Source organism: Pararhodobacter sp. (genome assembly GCF_034676545.1).
Lineage (GTDB): Bacteria > Pseudomonadota > Alphaproteobacteria > Rhodobacterales > Rhodobacteraceae > Pararhodobacter.
Genome location: NZ_JAUCBZ010000015.1, coordinates 3779872 through 3794506, shown reverse-complemented (window position 1 = coordinate 3794506; position 14635 = coordinate 3779872). Strand labels below are relative to the sequence as shown.

Annotated in this window: 14 protein-coding genes and 1 pseudogene; 11 read left to right on the top strand and 4 right to left on the bottom strand. The window is 63.2% G+C overall.

What is annotated here, in order from left to right:
- Positions 1-50 precede the first annotated feature (50 nt).
- Both VDQ28_RS22110 and VDQ28_RS22105 read left to right on the top strand, forming a co-directional pair.
- Positions 51-1052 (top strand): phosphotransferase, encoded by a 1002-nt coding sequence (locus VDQ28_RS22110; RefSeq protein ID WP_323037987.1) that lies wholly within the window; start codon positions 51-53, stop codon positions 1050-1052.
- Complete coding sequence (locus VDQ28_RS22105; RefSeq protein WP_323037986.1) at positions 1049-1684, top strand: GntR family transcriptional regulator; 636 nt, start codon at positions 1049-1051, stop codon at positions 1682-1684. Before VDQ28_RS22110 ends, VDQ28_RS22105 begins: the two co-directional genes overlap by 4 nt.
- Before the next feature lie 109 nt (positions 1685-1793).
- On the opposite strand, the gene VDQ28_RS22100 is transcribed toward VDQ28_RS22105, so the two are convergent.
- Together VDQ28_RS22100 and VDQ28_RS22095 are read right to left on the bottom strand one after the other, a co-directional pair.
- Positions 1794-2399 (bottom strand): sugar transferase, encoded by a 606-nt coding sequence (locus VDQ28_RS22100; RefSeq protein ID WP_323037985.1) that lies wholly within the window; start codon positions 2397-2399, stop codon positions 1794-1796.
- Positions 2396-3256, bottom strand: a complete 861-nt coding sequence (locus VDQ28_RS22095) for an NAD(P)-dependent oxidoreductase (RefSeq protein WP_323037984.1) — start codon at positions 3254-3256, stop codon at positions 2396-2398. The genes VDQ28_RS22100 and VDQ28_RS22095 overlap by 4 nt, the downstream gene beginning before the upstream one ends.
- Positions 3257-3410: 154 nt before the next feature.
- Between VDQ28_RS22095 and paaG the strand changes: the two genes are divergently transcribed.
- From paaG to lexA, 8 genes and pseudogenes are all read left to right on the top strand, one after another.
- Complete coding sequence (gene paaG, locus VDQ28_RS22090; protein ID WP_323037983.1) at positions 3411-4199, top strand: 2-(1,2-epoxy-1,2-dihydrophenyl)acetyl-CoA isomerase PaaG; 789 nt, start codon at positions 3411-3413, stop codon at positions 4197-4199.
- Positions 4196-4630 carry a hydroxyphenylacetyl-CoA thioesterase PaaI gene (gene paaI / locus VDQ28_RS22085; RefSeq protein ID WP_323037982.1) on the top strand — a complete coding sequence of 145 codons (435 nt, stop codon included), beginning with the start codon at positions 4196-4198 and terminating at the stop codon, positions 4628-4630. The genes paaG and paaI overlap by 4 nt, the downstream gene beginning before the upstream one ends.
- Positions 4631-4634: 4 nt before the next feature.
- Positions 4635-5945 carry a phenylacetate--CoA ligase PaaK gene (paaK, locus tag VDQ28_RS22080; protein WP_323037981.1) on the top strand — a complete coding sequence of 437 codons (1311 nt, stop codon included), beginning with the start codon at positions 4635-4637 and terminating at the stop codon, positions 5943-5945.
- A gap of 93 nt (positions 5946-6038) precedes the next feature.
- Positions 6039-6647 (top strand): TetR/AcrR family transcriptional regulator, encoded by a 609-nt coding sequence (locus VDQ28_RS22075; protein ID WP_323037980.1) that lies wholly within the window; start codon positions 6039-6041, stop codon positions 6645-6647.
- Between the two features lie 171 nt (positions 6648-6818).
- The gene (gene trpC, locus VDQ28_RS22070; RefSeq protein WP_323037979.1) at positions 6819-7619 is read left to right on the top strand and encodes an indole-3-glycerol phosphate synthase TrpC; all 801 of its coding nucleotides are present in this window, start codon (positions 6819-6821) and stop codon (positions 7617-7619) included.
- Positions 7616-8098 carry a cyclic pyranopterin monophosphate synthase MoaC gene (gene moaC, locus VDQ28_RS22065; RefSeq protein ID WP_323037978.1) on the top strand — a complete coding sequence of 161 codons (483 nt, stop codon included), beginning with the start codon at positions 7616-7618 and terminating at the stop codon, positions 8096-8098. Before trpC ends, moaC begins: the two co-directional genes overlap by 4 nt.
- Before the next feature lie 85 nt (positions 8099-8183).
- Positions 8184-9354: pseudogene (gene glp / locus VDQ28_RS22060) on the top strand (gephyrin-like molybdotransferase Glp).
- 72 nt (positions 9355-9426) lie between these two features.
- Positions 9427-10119, top strand: a complete 693-nt coding sequence (lexA, locus tag VDQ28_RS22055; RefSeq protein WP_323037977.1) for a transcriptional repressor LexA — start codon at positions 9427-9429, stop codon at positions 10117-10119.
- Between the two features lie 97 nt (positions 10120-10216).
- Here lexA and dapE read toward each other — a convergent pair whose 3' ends face one another.
- On the bottom strand, positions 10217-11368 hold the full coding sequence (gene dapE, locus VDQ28_RS22050; protein ID WP_323037976.1) for a succinyl-diaminopimelate desuccinylase: 1152 nt from the start codon (positions 11366-11368) through the stop codon (positions 10217-10219).
- Positions 11369-11626: 258 nt separating this feature from the next.
- On the opposite strand from dapE, the gene VDQ28_RS22045 reads away from it, so the two are divergent.
- Positions 11627-13819, top strand: coding sequence for an ATP-binding protein (locus VDQ28_RS22045; RefSeq protein ID WP_323037975.1), 2193 nt, complete (start codon positions 11627-11629; stop codon positions 13817-13819).
- Here VDQ28_RS22045 and VDQ28_RS22040 read toward each other — a convergent pair.
- Positions 13816-14634, bottom strand: coding sequence for a TIGR00730 family Rossman fold protein (locus VDQ28_RS22040; protein ID WP_323037974.1), 819 nt, complete (start codon positions 14632-14634; stop codon positions 13816-13818). The genes VDQ28_RS22045 and VDQ28_RS22040 overlap by 4 nt on opposite strands.
- Position 14635 lies beyond the last annotated feature (1 nt).

The window sequence follows — 14635 nt, the reverse complement described above, 5'->3', positions numbered from 1 at the left end:
GACCAACGCGACCCCACACAGGCATGCTACCCCAAACAACGGAGGCACCAATGGCCGAAGCAGAACTCACCGACTGGATGTCCGCACAGGTCGCCGGCTTCCGCGGCCCGCTCACCCTGACCCGGCTCAAGGGCGGGCAATCGAACCCCACCTGGCGCATCGACGCCGCCTCCGGCCCCTATGTCCTGCGGCAGAAACCGCTGGGCAAAACCCTGCCCTCGGCGCATCAGGTGGATCGCGAATACCGGGTGATGAAGGCGCTCGCCGACACCGACGTCCCCGTGCCCCGTGTCCATGCCCTGTGCGAGGATGACTCGGTCATGGGCTCGATGTTCTTCGTCATGGAATACCTCGACGGGCGCACCCTGTTCGATCCGCAACTGCCCGACCTTACGCCCACCCAACGCACCGATATTTTCGACGCCATGAACCGCGCCATTGCCGCCATCTCGCTGGTTGACCCGCTCAAAGTCGGCCTTGACGATTTCGGGCGCCACGGCGGCTATGTCGAACGCCAGATCTCGCGCTGGACCAAACAATATCGCGCCTCGGAAACCGTCTCGATCCCGGCGATGGATGCGCTGATCGACTGGCTGCCGCAAAACAAACCCACCGCACCCGAGGAAATCCGCCTCGCCCACGGTGACTTCCGCCTCGACAATCTGATCCTGCACAAGACCGAACCGCGCGTGCTGGCGGTGGTCGATTGGGAACTCTCCACGCTGGGCTGCCCCTACGCCGATTTCGCCTATAACGTCATGGTCTGGCGCATCATGCCGGGCCTGTTTCGCGGGCTTGGCGGCCTCGACCTGACCGGCACCGGCATCCCGACCGAGGATGCCTATATCGCCGATTGGTGCCGCCGCACCGGCCGCACGCGCCCTGAAAACTTCGACTTCTACGTCATCCTCAGCCTGTTCCGCATCGCGGCCATCGTGCAGGGAATCGCCAAACGCGCGCTCGATGGCACCGCCAACGACACCCGCGCCGCGGAAATGGGCAAGATCGCCGGACCACTGGCCCAGATCGCGTGGCGCATGGCCGACCGATGAACAGCCAGGCCCACTCCGGCCCCGAATCCCTGGTCCGCGACATCCTGCAAGGGCTGGCCGAGGGGCGCTTTGTCCCCGGCCAACGCCTCGCCGAACCGGACCTGATGGCGCGCTACGGGCTGGGCCGCTCGACCGTGCGCGAGGCGCTGGGCAAACTGGCCGCCTCGGGCGTCGTCGTGCAAACCCCGCACCGCGGCGCACAAATCCGTCTGCTGACCCGCCGCGCCGCCTGCGATGTGCTGCGCGTCACCGAATTGCTGCTGGGCCTCGCCGCGCGTCAGGCCGCCGAATCCGTGGCCGAGGGCGCTGACCCAACCCCCCTGCAAGAGGCCGCCAAAGCCTATGACGCCGCCACCGAAGACCGCCCCCGGCTTCGCGCCCGCTACTACCGCGCGCTGACGACTCTGGCCGGCAATACCGAACTCGACCGCCTGCTGCCGATGGTGCAGGTCCACCTGATCCGCGCCCAACTGCGCGTCAATCGCCCGCCGGGCCGCCACGCCCGCGCCGATCTGGTGCGCGCCATCAGTGCCGGGCAAGCCGACATGGCCGAAGCCGCCGCGCGCGCCCATATCCGCGCGCTGATCGCCGCCTTGCCATCCATGCCAGACAGCGTTTTCGCCCCCGGCTGACCTTGCAAACAAAATGCAAACAATTTGCCTAAAATTGCGCCTCATCTTGCCAAAAATACTCTGGGGGTGAGGCGCATCGCGCCGAGGGGGCAACGCCCCCTGAACCGTCTTACCGCGCACTGGGAAACAGCGTCCGGCGCACGATCTCCAGATCAAAACAAAACGACTGATGGCGTTGATAAATCAGGTCGATCTGCGCCTTGCGCGGCACGCAGGCCCGGCAATAAATCGCGTCGGTGTCGTCGGGGGACGCAGACCGCGCCAAAAGCCAGGCCTCGTGCTTGCTGAAATAGATCGACCCCAGCCCGGTCAGCCCCGGCCGGTTCCGCAGCACCTGATTGTAGACCTCGGGAAACCGCTCGACATACTCGCGCAGCGGCGGGCGCGGGCCCACCACCGACATATCGCCCTTCCACAGGTTCCACAGTTGCGGCAATTCATCCAGCCGTACCCGGCGCAATTTGCGGCCAATCGGCGTGATGCGGTCCAGCTTGTCCGCGCCCGACACGCCCTTGTCACCGGGATCGACCTTCATGCTGCGGAATTTCCACAGCCGAAACCCCTGCGTCGGCGTTTTCATCCGCTCGCCGGGGTGAAAGATCGGCCGCCCCTCGGTGATCAGGATGAGCAGCGAAATGATCAGGATCATCGGCACCACGAACGGCGTGATCATCGCCGCGGTCCACAGATCAAAGGCGCGTTTGGCAGGATTCATGACGGTGGTTCCGGCTGGGTCTGGCAGTGGCGCCATTGGGCGATCATCGCCGCGGCGGTGCTGTCTCTATCTTGGAAAGTCACAAGAGTTTCAAGATGGCCCAGGTCCAGCGTCAACCGCGCCGTGGCACCGGGCGGGGCAGGGTGCCAGTCAAACGGAATGCCCGCAGCGCGCGCCAGATCGGCCATATCCACGGGCAGAGGCGCGCCGATGTTCAACACGGGCGGCAGCGTCAGCGGTGTTTCCGCCAGCGTCACAAGCACCCGCGCCAGGCTTTGCGGGCCGATATAGCTGCGGATCGGGCCGTTGCCGTCCGGGAATTGGTCCAGCACCAGCGGGCGGCGGGGGTTGGTCAGCAGGGCATCCGCGCCCGCGACATTGCCAATGCGCAGCGCGCAGACATCCGGCCCGGCGCAGCGCCGCTCCATCTCCAGCTTGGCGTGACCATAGGCCGAGGCCGGCGCGACGGCCTCGGTTTCGCGCCACGGCGTCGCGCGCCCATGCCCATAAATCGCCGAGCTCGAGGCCAACAGGATCCGGCCAATCCCGACCGCGCGCGCCGCCGCCGTGCAGGCCTGCGCCACCGCGATATTCACCGCCATATCGGCCCCGGTGCCTGGCGTGCTGCCCGCCAGCACCAGCATGGCCTTGGGTGGACCACCCCGCGCCGCGATGAACGCCGCCAACGGGGCAGGGCCGTCCAGCGGTGCCCAGGTCACTTCGGCCATGTCCGGGGTCAAGGCCCTGCTGTCGCGCTGCGTCAGACCCACCGCCGCACCCAGCGCCCGAAACGCCGGGATCAGCAACCGCCCGACGCGGCCATTCGCACCGACAACGATCAGCGAGAGGGCGGACATATCGTTCTTCCCAGGCAGTTTTAACCCTGAATGCCATGCACAGCGCCCTCTGACCAGAGCGACCGCAACGCCACCGCTGGAAATTCATTGACTGAACGGTCAGCGTATGAAAGTTTTATCCCATGCGCATCAATCGGGGGGAGCCGTGACGCCGATGTCAGACACCATTCTCAGCACTGTTTCAGGCGGCGTTCTCGAGGTCACGCTCAACCGCCCCGACCGCCTCAATTCCTTCAACGAACCGATGCACCACGCCCTGCGCGCCGCCCTGCAAGGCGCGCAAGACGATGACGCGATCCGCTGCGTGTTGCTGACCGGCGCCGGGCGCGGCTTCTGCGCCGGCCAGGATCTGGGCGACCGTGATCCGCGCAAAATGGACGGCCCGCCTGACCTTGGCGCCACCGTGCGCAATTTCTGGGCGCCACTGGTGCGCCAGATCCGCGCGCTGCCGCTGCCGGTGCTGTGCGCCGTGAACGGCGTCGCGGCGGGGGCTGGCTCGTCGCTCGCGCTGGCCTGCGACATGGTCTTCGCCGCCCAAAGCGCCAAGTTCATCCAGTCGTTCAGCAAGGTCGGCCTGATCCCCGACACCGGCGGCAGCTGGAACCTGACGCGCCTGCTGGGCGAAGCCCGCGCCAAAGGCCTCGCTCTGACCGCGCAATCCTTGCCCGCCCAACAGGCCGAATCCTGGGGCCTGATCTGGCAATGCCTGCCGGACGCCGACCTCATGCCCACCGCCCGCGCGCAAGCCGCCCATTTCGCCTCCGGCCCCACCTTCGGCTATGCCTCGACCAAACGCGCCATCCAGGCCGCCGCCACCAACACGCTTGACGCGCACCTCGACCTTGAAGCGGAATTGATGAAAGCCTGCGGTGAAAGCGCCGATTACGCCGAAGGGGTCGCCGCCTTCCTCGACAAACGCGCACCAAGGTTCCAAGGCCGATGACCCCCGACGACCTCGCCCTCAAAGCCACTCAGGCCATGTGGGACGGCGACAACGCCACCCAACACCTCGGCATGACCCTGTCCAATGTCAAACCCGGCCAGGCCACCATGTCGATGATCATCCGCCCCGAGATGACCAACGGCCATAAAACCTGCCACGGCGGCTATATCTTCACGCTCGCCGACAGCGCCTTTGCCTTTGCCTGCAACACCTACAACCAGCGCACCGTGGCACAAATGGCCAGCGTCAGCTTCCTCGCGCCCGCGTATCAGGGCGACACCCTGACCGCCACCGCCACCGAGGTCTGGAAACAAGGCCGCGGCGGCATCTACGATGTCCAGGTCACCAATCAGCACGGCACCAAAATCGCGGAATTTCGCGGCCATTCCCGCACCGTCAAGGGCACGCATCTGCCCGAAAACCCGGAGTAAACCCATGGAAGACCTCTCCCCCCGTCCCGGCGATCTGGACCCGATCGAAACCGCCTCGCGTGATGAAATCGCCGCCCTGCAATTCCACCGCATGAAACGCTCGCTGCGCCACGCCTACGCCAATTCGCCCTTCTACAAAAAGCGCTTCGATGAGCATGGCATAACCCCCGATGACCTGCTGACGCTGGCCGATCTCGCGAAATTCCCCTTCACCACCAAAGCCGACCTGCGCGACACCTATCCCTTCGGCATGTTCGCCGTGCCGCAGCGCGATCTGGTGCGCGTGCATGGCTCGTCGGGCACCACCGGCAAACCGACCGTGGTGGGCTATACCAAACACGACATCAACGTCTGGGCCGATGTCATGGCGCGCTCGATCCGCGCCTCGGGCGGGCGGACCGGCGACATGCTGCACAACGCTTACGGCTACGGGCTGTTCACCGGCGGGCTTGGCGCGCATTACGGCGCGGAGCGTCTGGGCTGCACCGTGGTGCCGATCTCGGGCGGCATGACCGAACGCCAGGTGACGCTGATCAACGATTTCAAGCCGCGCATCATCATGGTGACGCCCAGCTACATGCTGTCGGTGCTCGATGAATTCCACCGCCAGGGGCTCGACCCGCGGCAAAGCTCGCTCAAGGTCGGCATCTTTGGCGCGGAACCCTGGACCAACGCCATGCGCCGCGAGATCGAGGAGGCGTTCGACATGCACGCCGTCGATATCTACGGGCTTTCGGAAATCATGGGGCCGGGGGTGGCCAATGAATGCGTCGAAACCAAGGACGGCCTGCATATCTGGGAAGATCACTTCTACCCCGAAATCATCAACCCCGACACCGGCGAGGTTCTCCCCGATGGCGAGATGGGCGAGTTGGTGTTCACCACACTGACCAAAGAGGGCCTGCCGATGGTGCGCTACCGCACCCGCGACCTCACGCGCCTTCTGCCCGGCACCGCCCGCACCATGCGCCGCATGGAGAAAATCACCGGGCGCTCGGATGACATGATGATCCTGCGCGGCGTCAACGTGTTCCCCACCCAGATCGAGGAACAGATCCTCAAATGCGCCGGCCTGACGCCGCATTTCCAGGTCGAACTGGTCAACACCGGGCGCATGGACAGCATGATCGTGCATGTCGAAGCCACGCCAAGCGCCGCCGATGATCCCGCCTGCGACGCCTCCGCCCGGGAATTGGCGCATCACATCAAATCGGTGATTGGCGTTTCCACCAGGATCCACGTCAACAAACCCGGGCTGGGCGCGCGCTCCGACGGCAAGGCCAAGCGTGTGATCGACAATCGGACCAAGACCTGATCAACATCATCTTGCCGAAAATACTCTGGGGGTGAATGGCCGAAGGCCAGAGGGGGCAACGCCCCCTGACCCCCTCTCAATTGGAGGCCGCTCATGGCCAGAACCCGAGCCGCGGATTTCGAAGACAAGCAACGCGCCATCCTGTCCAGCGCCGCGGCGGTGTTGGCCGAGCAGGGCATGGACAAGGCCTCGATGGCGCAGATCGCGGCGCAGGCGGGCGTCTCCAAGGCGTTGTTGTACCACTATTATCCCAGCAAGGATGCGCTGATCTTCGACATCATTCGCACGCATCTGACCGGGCTGGTCGAGGCCGTCGAGGGGGGCGATGATGCCACGCTCGCGCCGCGCGCCCGGTTGCGGGTTCTGGTCGGTGCGGTGCTGGAAAACTATCGCGGCGCCGATAATTACCACAAGGTCCAGTTGAACGGCACGGCGACCCTGCCACAGGCGAACCGCGATGAAATCCTCGCCATCGAGCGCCGGATCGTGCGCGCCTTCTCTGCGGTGATCAAGCTGGTTCAGCCCGACCTCGCGCCGCAACTGCTGATGCCGGTGACCATGTCTTTGTTCGGCATGCTGAACTGGGTGTATATGTGGTTCAAGGACGGCGGCCCGGTGACGCGCGAAAATTACGCCGAACTCGCCACCGCGCTGTTGCTGAATGGTCTCGGTGGCCTCCCCGAAAGCCTTAACACGCGGTAAACGCGACAAGCCAAGCCTTTGTTTTTGCTTGCTCCGCGTTTTGTCCCCCCGTGGGACAAAACGTGGGACAACCCGCGGGACAAAACGTGGGACTCCCTCCCTGCGGCGATCCCTCCCTTTTCTTTACCGCCATCCCTTGCTAGTCAAAGACCACCACCAAAGGGGCGCGCCATGACCACCATTCTCGACCGCATCAAAGCCTATAAACTGCAGGAAATCGCCGCCGCGAAATCCTCGGTCTCGCCCGCCGAAATCGACGCCCAGGCCAAATCCGCCGCCCCCCCGCGCGGGTTTGAAAATGCCCTGCGCCGCGCCAGCCAGACCGGCTACGGATTGATTGCCGAGATCAAGAAAGCCAGCCCCTCCAAAGGTCTGATCCGCGCCGATTTCAACCCGCCCGAACTGGCCCGCGCCTACGAATCCGGCGGTGCTGCCTGCCTGTCGATTCTCACCGACACCCCCAGTTTCCAAGGTGCGCCCGCGTTCCTCCGGGACGCCCGCGCCGCCGTTTCCCTGCCCTGCCTGCGCAAGGATTTCCTCTACGATCCCTATCAAGTCGCCGAATCCCGCGCCTGGGGCGCCGATTGCATCCTGATCATCATGGCCTCGGTTTCCGATACCCAAGCCGCCGAATTGGAGGACGCCGCGTTTTCCTGGGGCATGGATGCCCTGATCGAGGTCCACGACGGCCCCGAACTCGACCGCGCGCTGCGGCTGAAATCGCCCCTGATCGGCATCAACAACCGCAACCTGAACACGTTTGAAACCTCGCTCGACACCACCCGTGACCTCGCGGCCCGCGTCCCCTCGGATCGCCTGCTGATCAGCGAAAGCGGACTGTTCACGCCGCAGGATCTGGCCGAGATGGCCGCCCACGGCGCGCGCTGTTTCCTGATCGGCGAAAGCCTGATGCGGCAGGAAAATGTCGCCGCCGCCACCCAGGCCCTGCTGGCCAATCCGGTGCAATCATGAGCGGCCTCACGCATTTCGACGCCGAGGGCCGCGCGATCATGGTCGATGTCGGCGACAAGCCCGTCACCAGCCGCACCGCCACCGCCAGCGCACATATTATCATGACCGCCGAAACGCTGGCCCATGTCATCGCCGGCACCGCCAAGAAAGGTGACGTTCTGGGCGTCGCGCGGATTGCCGGGATCATGGCCGCCAAGAAATGCAGCGATCTGATCCCTTTGTGCCACCCGCTGCCGATCACCAAGGTCGCCGTCGATCTGACCCCCGACCCCGACCTGCCCGGCGTCCGCATCACCGCCGAGGTCCGGACCACCGGGCAGACCGGCGTCGAAATGGAAGCCCTGACCGCCGCCTCGGTCGCCGCCCTGACGGTTTATGACATGCTCAAAGCGGTCGAGAAATCCATGGAAATCGGCGGCATCGCGGTGTTGTTGAAAGAGGGCGGCAAATCGGGCACCTACCGGAAAGCCGAGGGATAAACTCAGACGACCCGAGGTGACCTAATACCGCCACGGGCCAAACCTATGCCGACTGGGAAAAAGCCCAGCTTACGGAGGATACCGCATGATCCCTGTCGATGAAGCCCTGAGCCGCATTTTCGCGCTGTGTGACCCGCTGGACATTGAGGATGTGCCGCTCGCCCATGCCTCGGGGCGGGTGTTGGCCAAAGCGGTGCAGGCGCGCCGTGATCAGCCGCCGTTCGTCGGCTCGGCGATGGATGGATACGCCGTCAAAGGCCCGGTGTCGGTGGGCCAAACCTTTCAGGTGATCGGCGAGGCCGGGGCGGGCAATGCCTTTGCGGGCCGCGTCGCCGAGGGCATGGCGCTGCGGATTTTTACCGGCGCGCCGATGCCCGACGGGGCCGATCATGTGGTGATCCAGGAGGACGTCGACCGCGAGGGTGACACGATCACCCTGCGCGACACTCTGAGCCAGAATAGCAATGTACGCCCGGCGGGGGGATTTTCGCGCGGGCGATACCCTCAGCGCACCGCGCCGCTTGCGTCCGGTCGATCTGGGGCTGCTGGCGGCGATGAACATCCCGCAGGTGCCGGCATATCGGCGACCTCGGGTCGCGGTGATTGCCACGGGGGACGAATTGGTGATGCCCGGCGAGGACCCGCGCCCCGATCAGATCGTCGCCTCGTCGGTCTTTGCGCTCAAGGCGATGATCGAGGCCGAGGGTGGCGAGGCGAATATCCTGCCCATCGCCCGCGATAGCGTGGCGCAACTGACCGCCGTCTTGAAACTGGCACGCGGGTCGGATGTGATTGTCACGCTGGGCGGGGCATCGGTCGGCGATCACGATCTGGTCGCGCCGGTGACCGAGGCGCTGGGCGCAGAACGGGCGTTCTACAAGATCGCCATGCGTCCGGGGAAACCCTTGATGGCCGGGCGCTTGTTTGGTGCGCTGATGATGGGCTTGCCCGGCAACCCGGTGTCGGCCCTGGTCTGCGCGCATCTGTTCCTGCTGCCCGCGTTGCGCGCCATGATGGGGCTTGGCAAATGGCCCTCGCAGACCCGCAGCGCCGTGTTGGCCGAACCGGTTGCCGCCAACGGCCCGCGTGCGCATTACATGCGCGCGGTGCTGGAGCCCGAGGGCCGGATCCGGGCCGTCTCGCGGCAGGATTCGTCCCTGGTGGGCGTCCTGGCGGGGGCCGATGCGCTGCTGATTTGCCCGATCAACGACCCCGCGCGCCCCGAGGGACAACCGGTGCGCTACCTGCATTTGTAGGTTCTTGACAGAATTTGAGAACGTGCATAGAACTTAGGGTGAACCTTTACGGACCATCCTGAGGAGAGGCGCATGCTCACCCGTAAGCAGCTGGAGCTTTTGGAACTGATCGATTCCCGCATGAAACGGGATGGGGTTCCGCCGTCTTTTGACGAGATGAAAGATGCGCTGAGCCTGCGGTCGAAATCCGGCATTCACCGGCTGATCACCGCGCTGGAAGAGCGTGGCTTCATCCGGCGTCTGGCGCATCGGGCGCGCGCCATTGAAGTGGTGAAAATGCCGGAAACCGCGGACTCCCGGCATGTTCCGCGGGTGATCGAGGGTGGCGTGCGTGATGCGGCGCAGGCCCCGGCGGGCGCGATGCCCGTGCGCCAAGTGGATGCGGTCGAACTGGCCGTGATGGGCCGGATCGCCGCGGGTACGCCGATCGAGGCAATCTCGGAGATCTCGCATCACGTCGCGGTTCCGGGCTCGATGCTCTCGGGCAAGGGCGACCATTACGCGTTGGAAGTGCGCGGTGATTCGATGATCGAGGCGGGGATCAACGATGGCGATATCGTTGTCATCCGCGAGCAATCGACTGCCGAAAACGGGGATATCGTGGTCGCTCTGGTTGAGGGGCAAGAGGCGACGTTGAAACGGTTCCGGCGGATGCGCGGCATGATCGCACTGGAGGCTGCGAACCCGGCCTATGAAACCCGCATGTTGCGCGATGATCAGGTCGAGGTGCAGGGTCGGCTGGTGGGATTGATCCGCAGCTATTGAGACGCAAAGCCCCCTGCAACCGGGTTTGGAAGGCGCGCCTCTGTCAGGGTGCGCCTTTTGCCTTGGTCGCGAGACAAACGGCGGCGGCGCTTATGCGTCAGGCGTCATCGAAATACGCCGCAATGATCCGCGCGTAGATCGCGTTGAGCTGCTGAATATGCGCGATCTCGACATGCTCATCAACCTGATGCATCGACGAGCCAACCAGACCGACTTCGACCACCGGGCAGATCGACTTGACAAACCGAGCATCCGATGTGCCGCCCGAGGTCGATAAAACCGGGCGCCGACCGGTCTCCACCTCAACCGCATCGCTGACCAGATCGGTAAACCAGCCCGGGTTGGTGACAAAACTTTCCCCGGAAACCTTGATCTTCAAGTCAAACGCGACACCCGTCTCCTTGGCGACCTTGTCGGCCTCTGCATGAAGCCACTGCGACAGGCTCTCACCCGTATGCAGATCGTTGAACCGAATATTCAGGGCCGCCGTGGACTGCGCCGGGATGACATTGGTGGCGGGGTTTCCCGTGTCGATGGAGGTCAACGCCAATGTCGACGGATCAAAGTTCGCGTTTCCATCGTCGAGGCTGAACCGCGCCAAATGATCGAGCAACCGCACCAGTGCTGAAACCGGGTTCTTCGCGCGATGCGGATAGGCGGCGTGCCCCTGTACCCCTCTGGCAACAATTTTCGCGTTCATCGACCCGCGGCGACCATTCTTGATCATCTCGCCCATCACCGTCGGACAGGTCGGTTCGCCGACGATGCAATGGCTGATGGTTTCACCGGTCTCGGCCATCCAGTCCAGCAATGCCACGGTCCCATCCGTCGCGTCGCCTTCCTCGTCCCCGGTGATGGTCAACACGAGCGCCCCATCCGGGGGTGTCTTGCGCACATGATCGACGGCTGCGGCAACGAACGCCGCAACCCCGGATTTCATGTCGCACGCCCCGCGCCCCCAGAGTTTGCCCTCGGCTTCGGTCGCGCTGAACGGATCAAACCGCCAATCGGCGGCGTTTCCCGGTGGAACCACATCGGTATGACCGTTGAAGCCAAGGCTCTTGTTCGCGCCCTTTGCCCCCCAACGCGCGAACAGATTGGCGGTGCCATTCCGATCCACACGCGTGCACTCGAACCCGGCCTCGGACAAAAGATCGGCCAGAAGCGTCAACGCCCCCGCCTCATCAGGGGTGACCGAAGGGCATCGGATCAGTCGTGCGGTCAGGTCTACGGGGTCTACAGCGGTCATGATTGCGGTCCTTTGCTGGCCTGTCGCTGGGTGCTATCGAATGGGCCGAGTCCGCGCAAGCATTGGCGATTGCAGCGGTTATTGACGCAGAGGATGCAAAGGGCCACACTTCGCGCGTAAAACGTGTGTTTTGCGATATGCGTGACATTCATTTATGGCTGAATACCAAAACTTAACCAGTTGTTGGTACACAAGAGTCGACGTCGTGTAAAAACGGGAACGTATGTAGGGCGCAAAAGGCGCGAAAACAGGTTACGCATGCAAAACGAGAACATCAGCAATGAAACACGCCTGACACGCATTCAGGCGCTGGTTGTCGAGATCCTGAATGATCTGCTGCGCGCGCCGATTGATGAAACCGACGCCTCGATAGAGCAGGCAATCGCGCGGCTCGGTGATTATTGCGTACGCGATCGGGCCTATGTTTTTGTGCATGAGGGCGACAATACCAGCAACACGCATGAGTGGTGTGCAAATGGCATTGACCCGGCCATTGACCAGCTGCAAGGCCTGCCTATTGAGATGTATGGCCCGATTGCCGAGTCGCTGGATTTGGGCGAGCATTTTCATGTGCCTGACGTGTCGGAACTGCCAGAGGGGATTCCCTCGCGCGAAATTCTTGAATCTCAAGGGATCAAGTCGATTTTACTGGTTCCGATGCGTTGGGAAGGCGCCACTTACGGGTTTGTCGGCTTTGACGGTGTCCGCAATACGCACGCGTTCCTGCCCGGCGAGGTCTATCTTTTGCAGTCCGTCGCGGATGTGATCTGTTCGGTCTTGGTGCGGCGCGAGCGAGATCATGCCGCGCGCGCGGCGCAGGCGGACTTGGCCAATGAGCGGGCGTTTCTTGCCAGTATCCTCTCCACCTCGGCGATGGGAATTCTGGTGCTCGATCACGCGGGTATCGTGCGGTTTGCAAATGATGCGGCGGAAACCGTGTTGGGGGCGACGCGCGCGCAGATGATCGGCGTTGCGCATGATGATGCCCGCTGGGCCTACACGCGCGAGGATGGCGTGCCCTATGCCACGGGCGAGACGCCGTTTGATGACGTCGTCAAAAGCTCCAGACCCGTCGTCGGGCACCGTTTCGCACTCCATTGTCCGGACGGCTTGCGGTATTGCTCGGTGCATGCGGCCCCGGTGACTGGCGCAGAGGGCGGCGATGCGCGCGTGGTTTATGCCCTGCTCGATGTCACAAACCAGGTTGCTGCCGAGCGTGAACGGCAAGAGGCCCTCGCGGATGCGCAGCGCGCGAATGCGGCAAAGTCGAATTTTCTGGCGAAAATGAGCCACGAAATGCGCACGCCTCTGAACGGTGTGTTGGGCGTGGCCGAGGTTCTTGAGCAGTTGATCAACGATCCGGATCAACAACGCATGGTCAAGGTCATGCACGATTCAGGCGCGCTGTTGCTGAACATTATCAATGATTTGCTCGATATGTCAAAAATCGAAGCGGATCAGATGGTGATTGAGGTCGTCCCCTTTGTGCCGGCCGAAATTGCGCAACGTGTTGAATCCGTGCACACGTTGAAAGCATCGGAAAAACAGTTGTCTTTGGGCGTAACAATCCTTGGTGACGGACAATATCTGCGGCTGGGTGATCCGCACCGCGTGCTTCAGATCTTGCACAATGTCATTTCGAATGCCGTCAAATTCACCGAGGCGGGATCTGTCTCGGTCAGTTTCGACTGCCAGAGGGTCGATCGGATGCTCATCACGATTGCCGACACCGGAATCGGGATGACCGAGGCGCAAAAGGTTTATGTTTTTGAAGAGTTTGGCCAGGCGGACAGTTCCATCGCGCGGCGATTCGGCGGCACCGGCTTGGGGATGCCCATTGTGCGCCGGCTGGTCGAGATGATGCATGGGACCATCGAGCTGACGTCCGCGCTCGGTGCCGGAACCGTCGTGTCGATTGATCTTCCGATCCCGCAAACCGATGCCGCCGAAATCATCGTTCCCGAGGTTTCGGATGCCGAGGATTACTGCGACATCAGAGGATTGCGGGTCCTTGCCGCCGACGACAATCGCACCAATCGCATGATCTTGGGGGCGATGATGGGGCAACTTGGCATCGCGGCGGTTTTGGTGTCCGATGGATCCGAAGCGCTGACCGCCTATGAGAAAGAAGACTTCGATCTGGTGATCCTTGACATCTCGATGCCGACCATTGACGGGGTCACGGTGCTGCGGGAGATCCGCACGCGCGAGGCCCAGCGCGCCACGACGCCGGGCGGTCGCGTCCCGGCGACGTTGCTTCCAATAATTGCATTCACCGCCAACGCGATGTCGCATCAGGTCGACGGCTATCTGAAGGCCGGATTCGATGATTGCCTGACAAAGCCCTTGCAACTCGACCGGCTCAGATCTGCCCTGGGCAAGCTGATTCTGGAACGTGGCCGCAGGCGAACCGGCGGCGTTGTTCCGTTGCGGGCATCCAGCGCGCATTAAGCGTTGGTCAACGACCTCTCGATCGCGGCGATGGCGTCCTCGGCTGTCTCGACAAACTGGAACAACTCGAGGTCTTCGGCCGAAATCGTCCCGGCATCGGCCAGTGCCTGCCAATTGATGACGGTTTCCCAGAACTTGCGTCCAAACAACAAGAAGGGCACCGGTTTCATCCGTTTGGTCTGGATCAAGGTCAGGGCTTCGAACATTTCATCCAGCGTGCCAAACCCACCGGGGAACACCACAATCGCTCCGGCGCGCATCAAGAAATGCATCTTGCGGATCGCGAAATAATGGAAGTTGAAGGTCAGTTCAGGCGTGACATAGGCATTCGGCGCTTGTTCATGCGGCAATACGATATTCAATCCGATGGAAATGCCGCCCGCCTCGGCCGCGCCTCGGTTTCCCGCTTCCATCACGCCCGGACCGCCGCCCGTGCAGATCACGTTTTCGGTCCCGCCTTTGGCGACGCTGAGTTTTGTCACCATCTGCGCGAACCGCCGCGCTTCTTCATAGTATTTCGACAAGTCGCGCAACATCGGCGTGCGGGCGGTGTCGGCGTTCTCGGGGGCGGGAATACGCGCGCCGCCAAACAACACCACGGTCGATTTGATCCCCGCCTCGACCATCGCCATGTCGCATTTGAGCAATTCCAGTTGCAGCCGCACGGGGCGCAATTCTTCACGACACAAAAAGTCGTTGTCGGCGAACGCAAGCCGATAGGCAGGTGAGCGCGTTTGCGGCGTGTCCGGAATTTGGCGAGCGGTCGCAATATCTTGGTGGCTGTCACGGAACACATGGCTGCGCGGGTTCTTCATG

What these genes read in the sequence shown, in the direction of transcription:
- VDQ28_RS22100 (WP_323037985.1), bottom strand. Translation starts at nt 2,399, where the DNA reads ATGAATCCTGCCAAACGCGCCTTTGATCTGTGGACCGCGGCGATGATC.
- lexA (WP_323037977.1), top strand. Translation starts at nt 9,427, where the DNA reads ATGCTCACCCGTAAGCAGCTGGAGCTTTTGGAACTGATCGATTCCCGC.
- paaI (WP_323037982.1), top strand. Translation starts at nt 4,196, where the DNA reads ATGACCCCCGACGACCTCGCCCTCAAAGCCACTCAGGCCATGTGGGAC.
- VDQ28_RS22075 (WP_323037980.1), top strand. Translation starts at nt 6,039, where the DNA reads ATGGCCAGAACCCGAGCCGCGGATTTCGAAGACAAGCAACGCGCCATC.
- VDQ28_RS22105 (WP_323037986.1), top strand. Translation starts at nt 1,049, where the DNA reads ATGAACAGCCAGGCCCACTCCGGCCCCGAATCCCTGGTCCGCGACATC.
- VDQ28_RS22040 (WP_323037974.1), bottom strand. Translation starts at nt 14,634, where the DNA reads ATGAAGAACCCGCGCAGCCATGTGTTCCGTGACAGCCACCAAGATATT.
- paaK (WP_323037981.1), top strand. Translation starts at nt 4,635, where the DNA reads ATGGAAGACCTCTCCCCCCGTCCCGGCGATCTGGACCCGATCGAAACC.
- VDQ28_RS22095 (WP_323037984.1), bottom strand. Translation starts at nt 3,256, where the DNA reads ATGTCCGCCCTCTCGCTGATCGTTGTCGGTGCGAATGGCCGCGTCGGG.
- paaG (WP_323037983.1), top strand. Translation starts at nt 3,411, where the DNA reads ATGTCAGACACCATTCTCAGCACTGTTTCAGGCGGCGTTCTCGAGGTC.
- VDQ28_RS22045 (WP_323037975.1), top strand. Translation starts at nt 11,627, where the DNA reads ATGCAAAACGAGAACATCAGCAATGAAACACGCCTGACACGCATTCAG.
- trpC (WP_323037979.1), top strand. Translation starts at nt 6,819, where the DNA reads ATGACCACCATTCTCGACCGCATCAAAGCCTATAAACTGCAGGAAATC.
- moaC (WP_323037978.1), top strand. Translation starts at nt 7,616, where the DNA reads ATGAGCGGCCTCACGCATTTCGACGCCGAGGGCCGCGCGATCATGGTC.
- dapE (WP_323037976.1), bottom strand. Translation starts at nt 11,368, where the DNA reads ATGACCGCTGTAGACCCCGTAGACCTGACCGCACGACTGATCCGATGC.
- VDQ28_RS22110 (WP_323037987.1), top strand. Translation starts at nt 51, where the DNA reads ATGGCCGAAGCAGAACTCACCGACTGGATGTCCGCACAGGTCGCCGGC.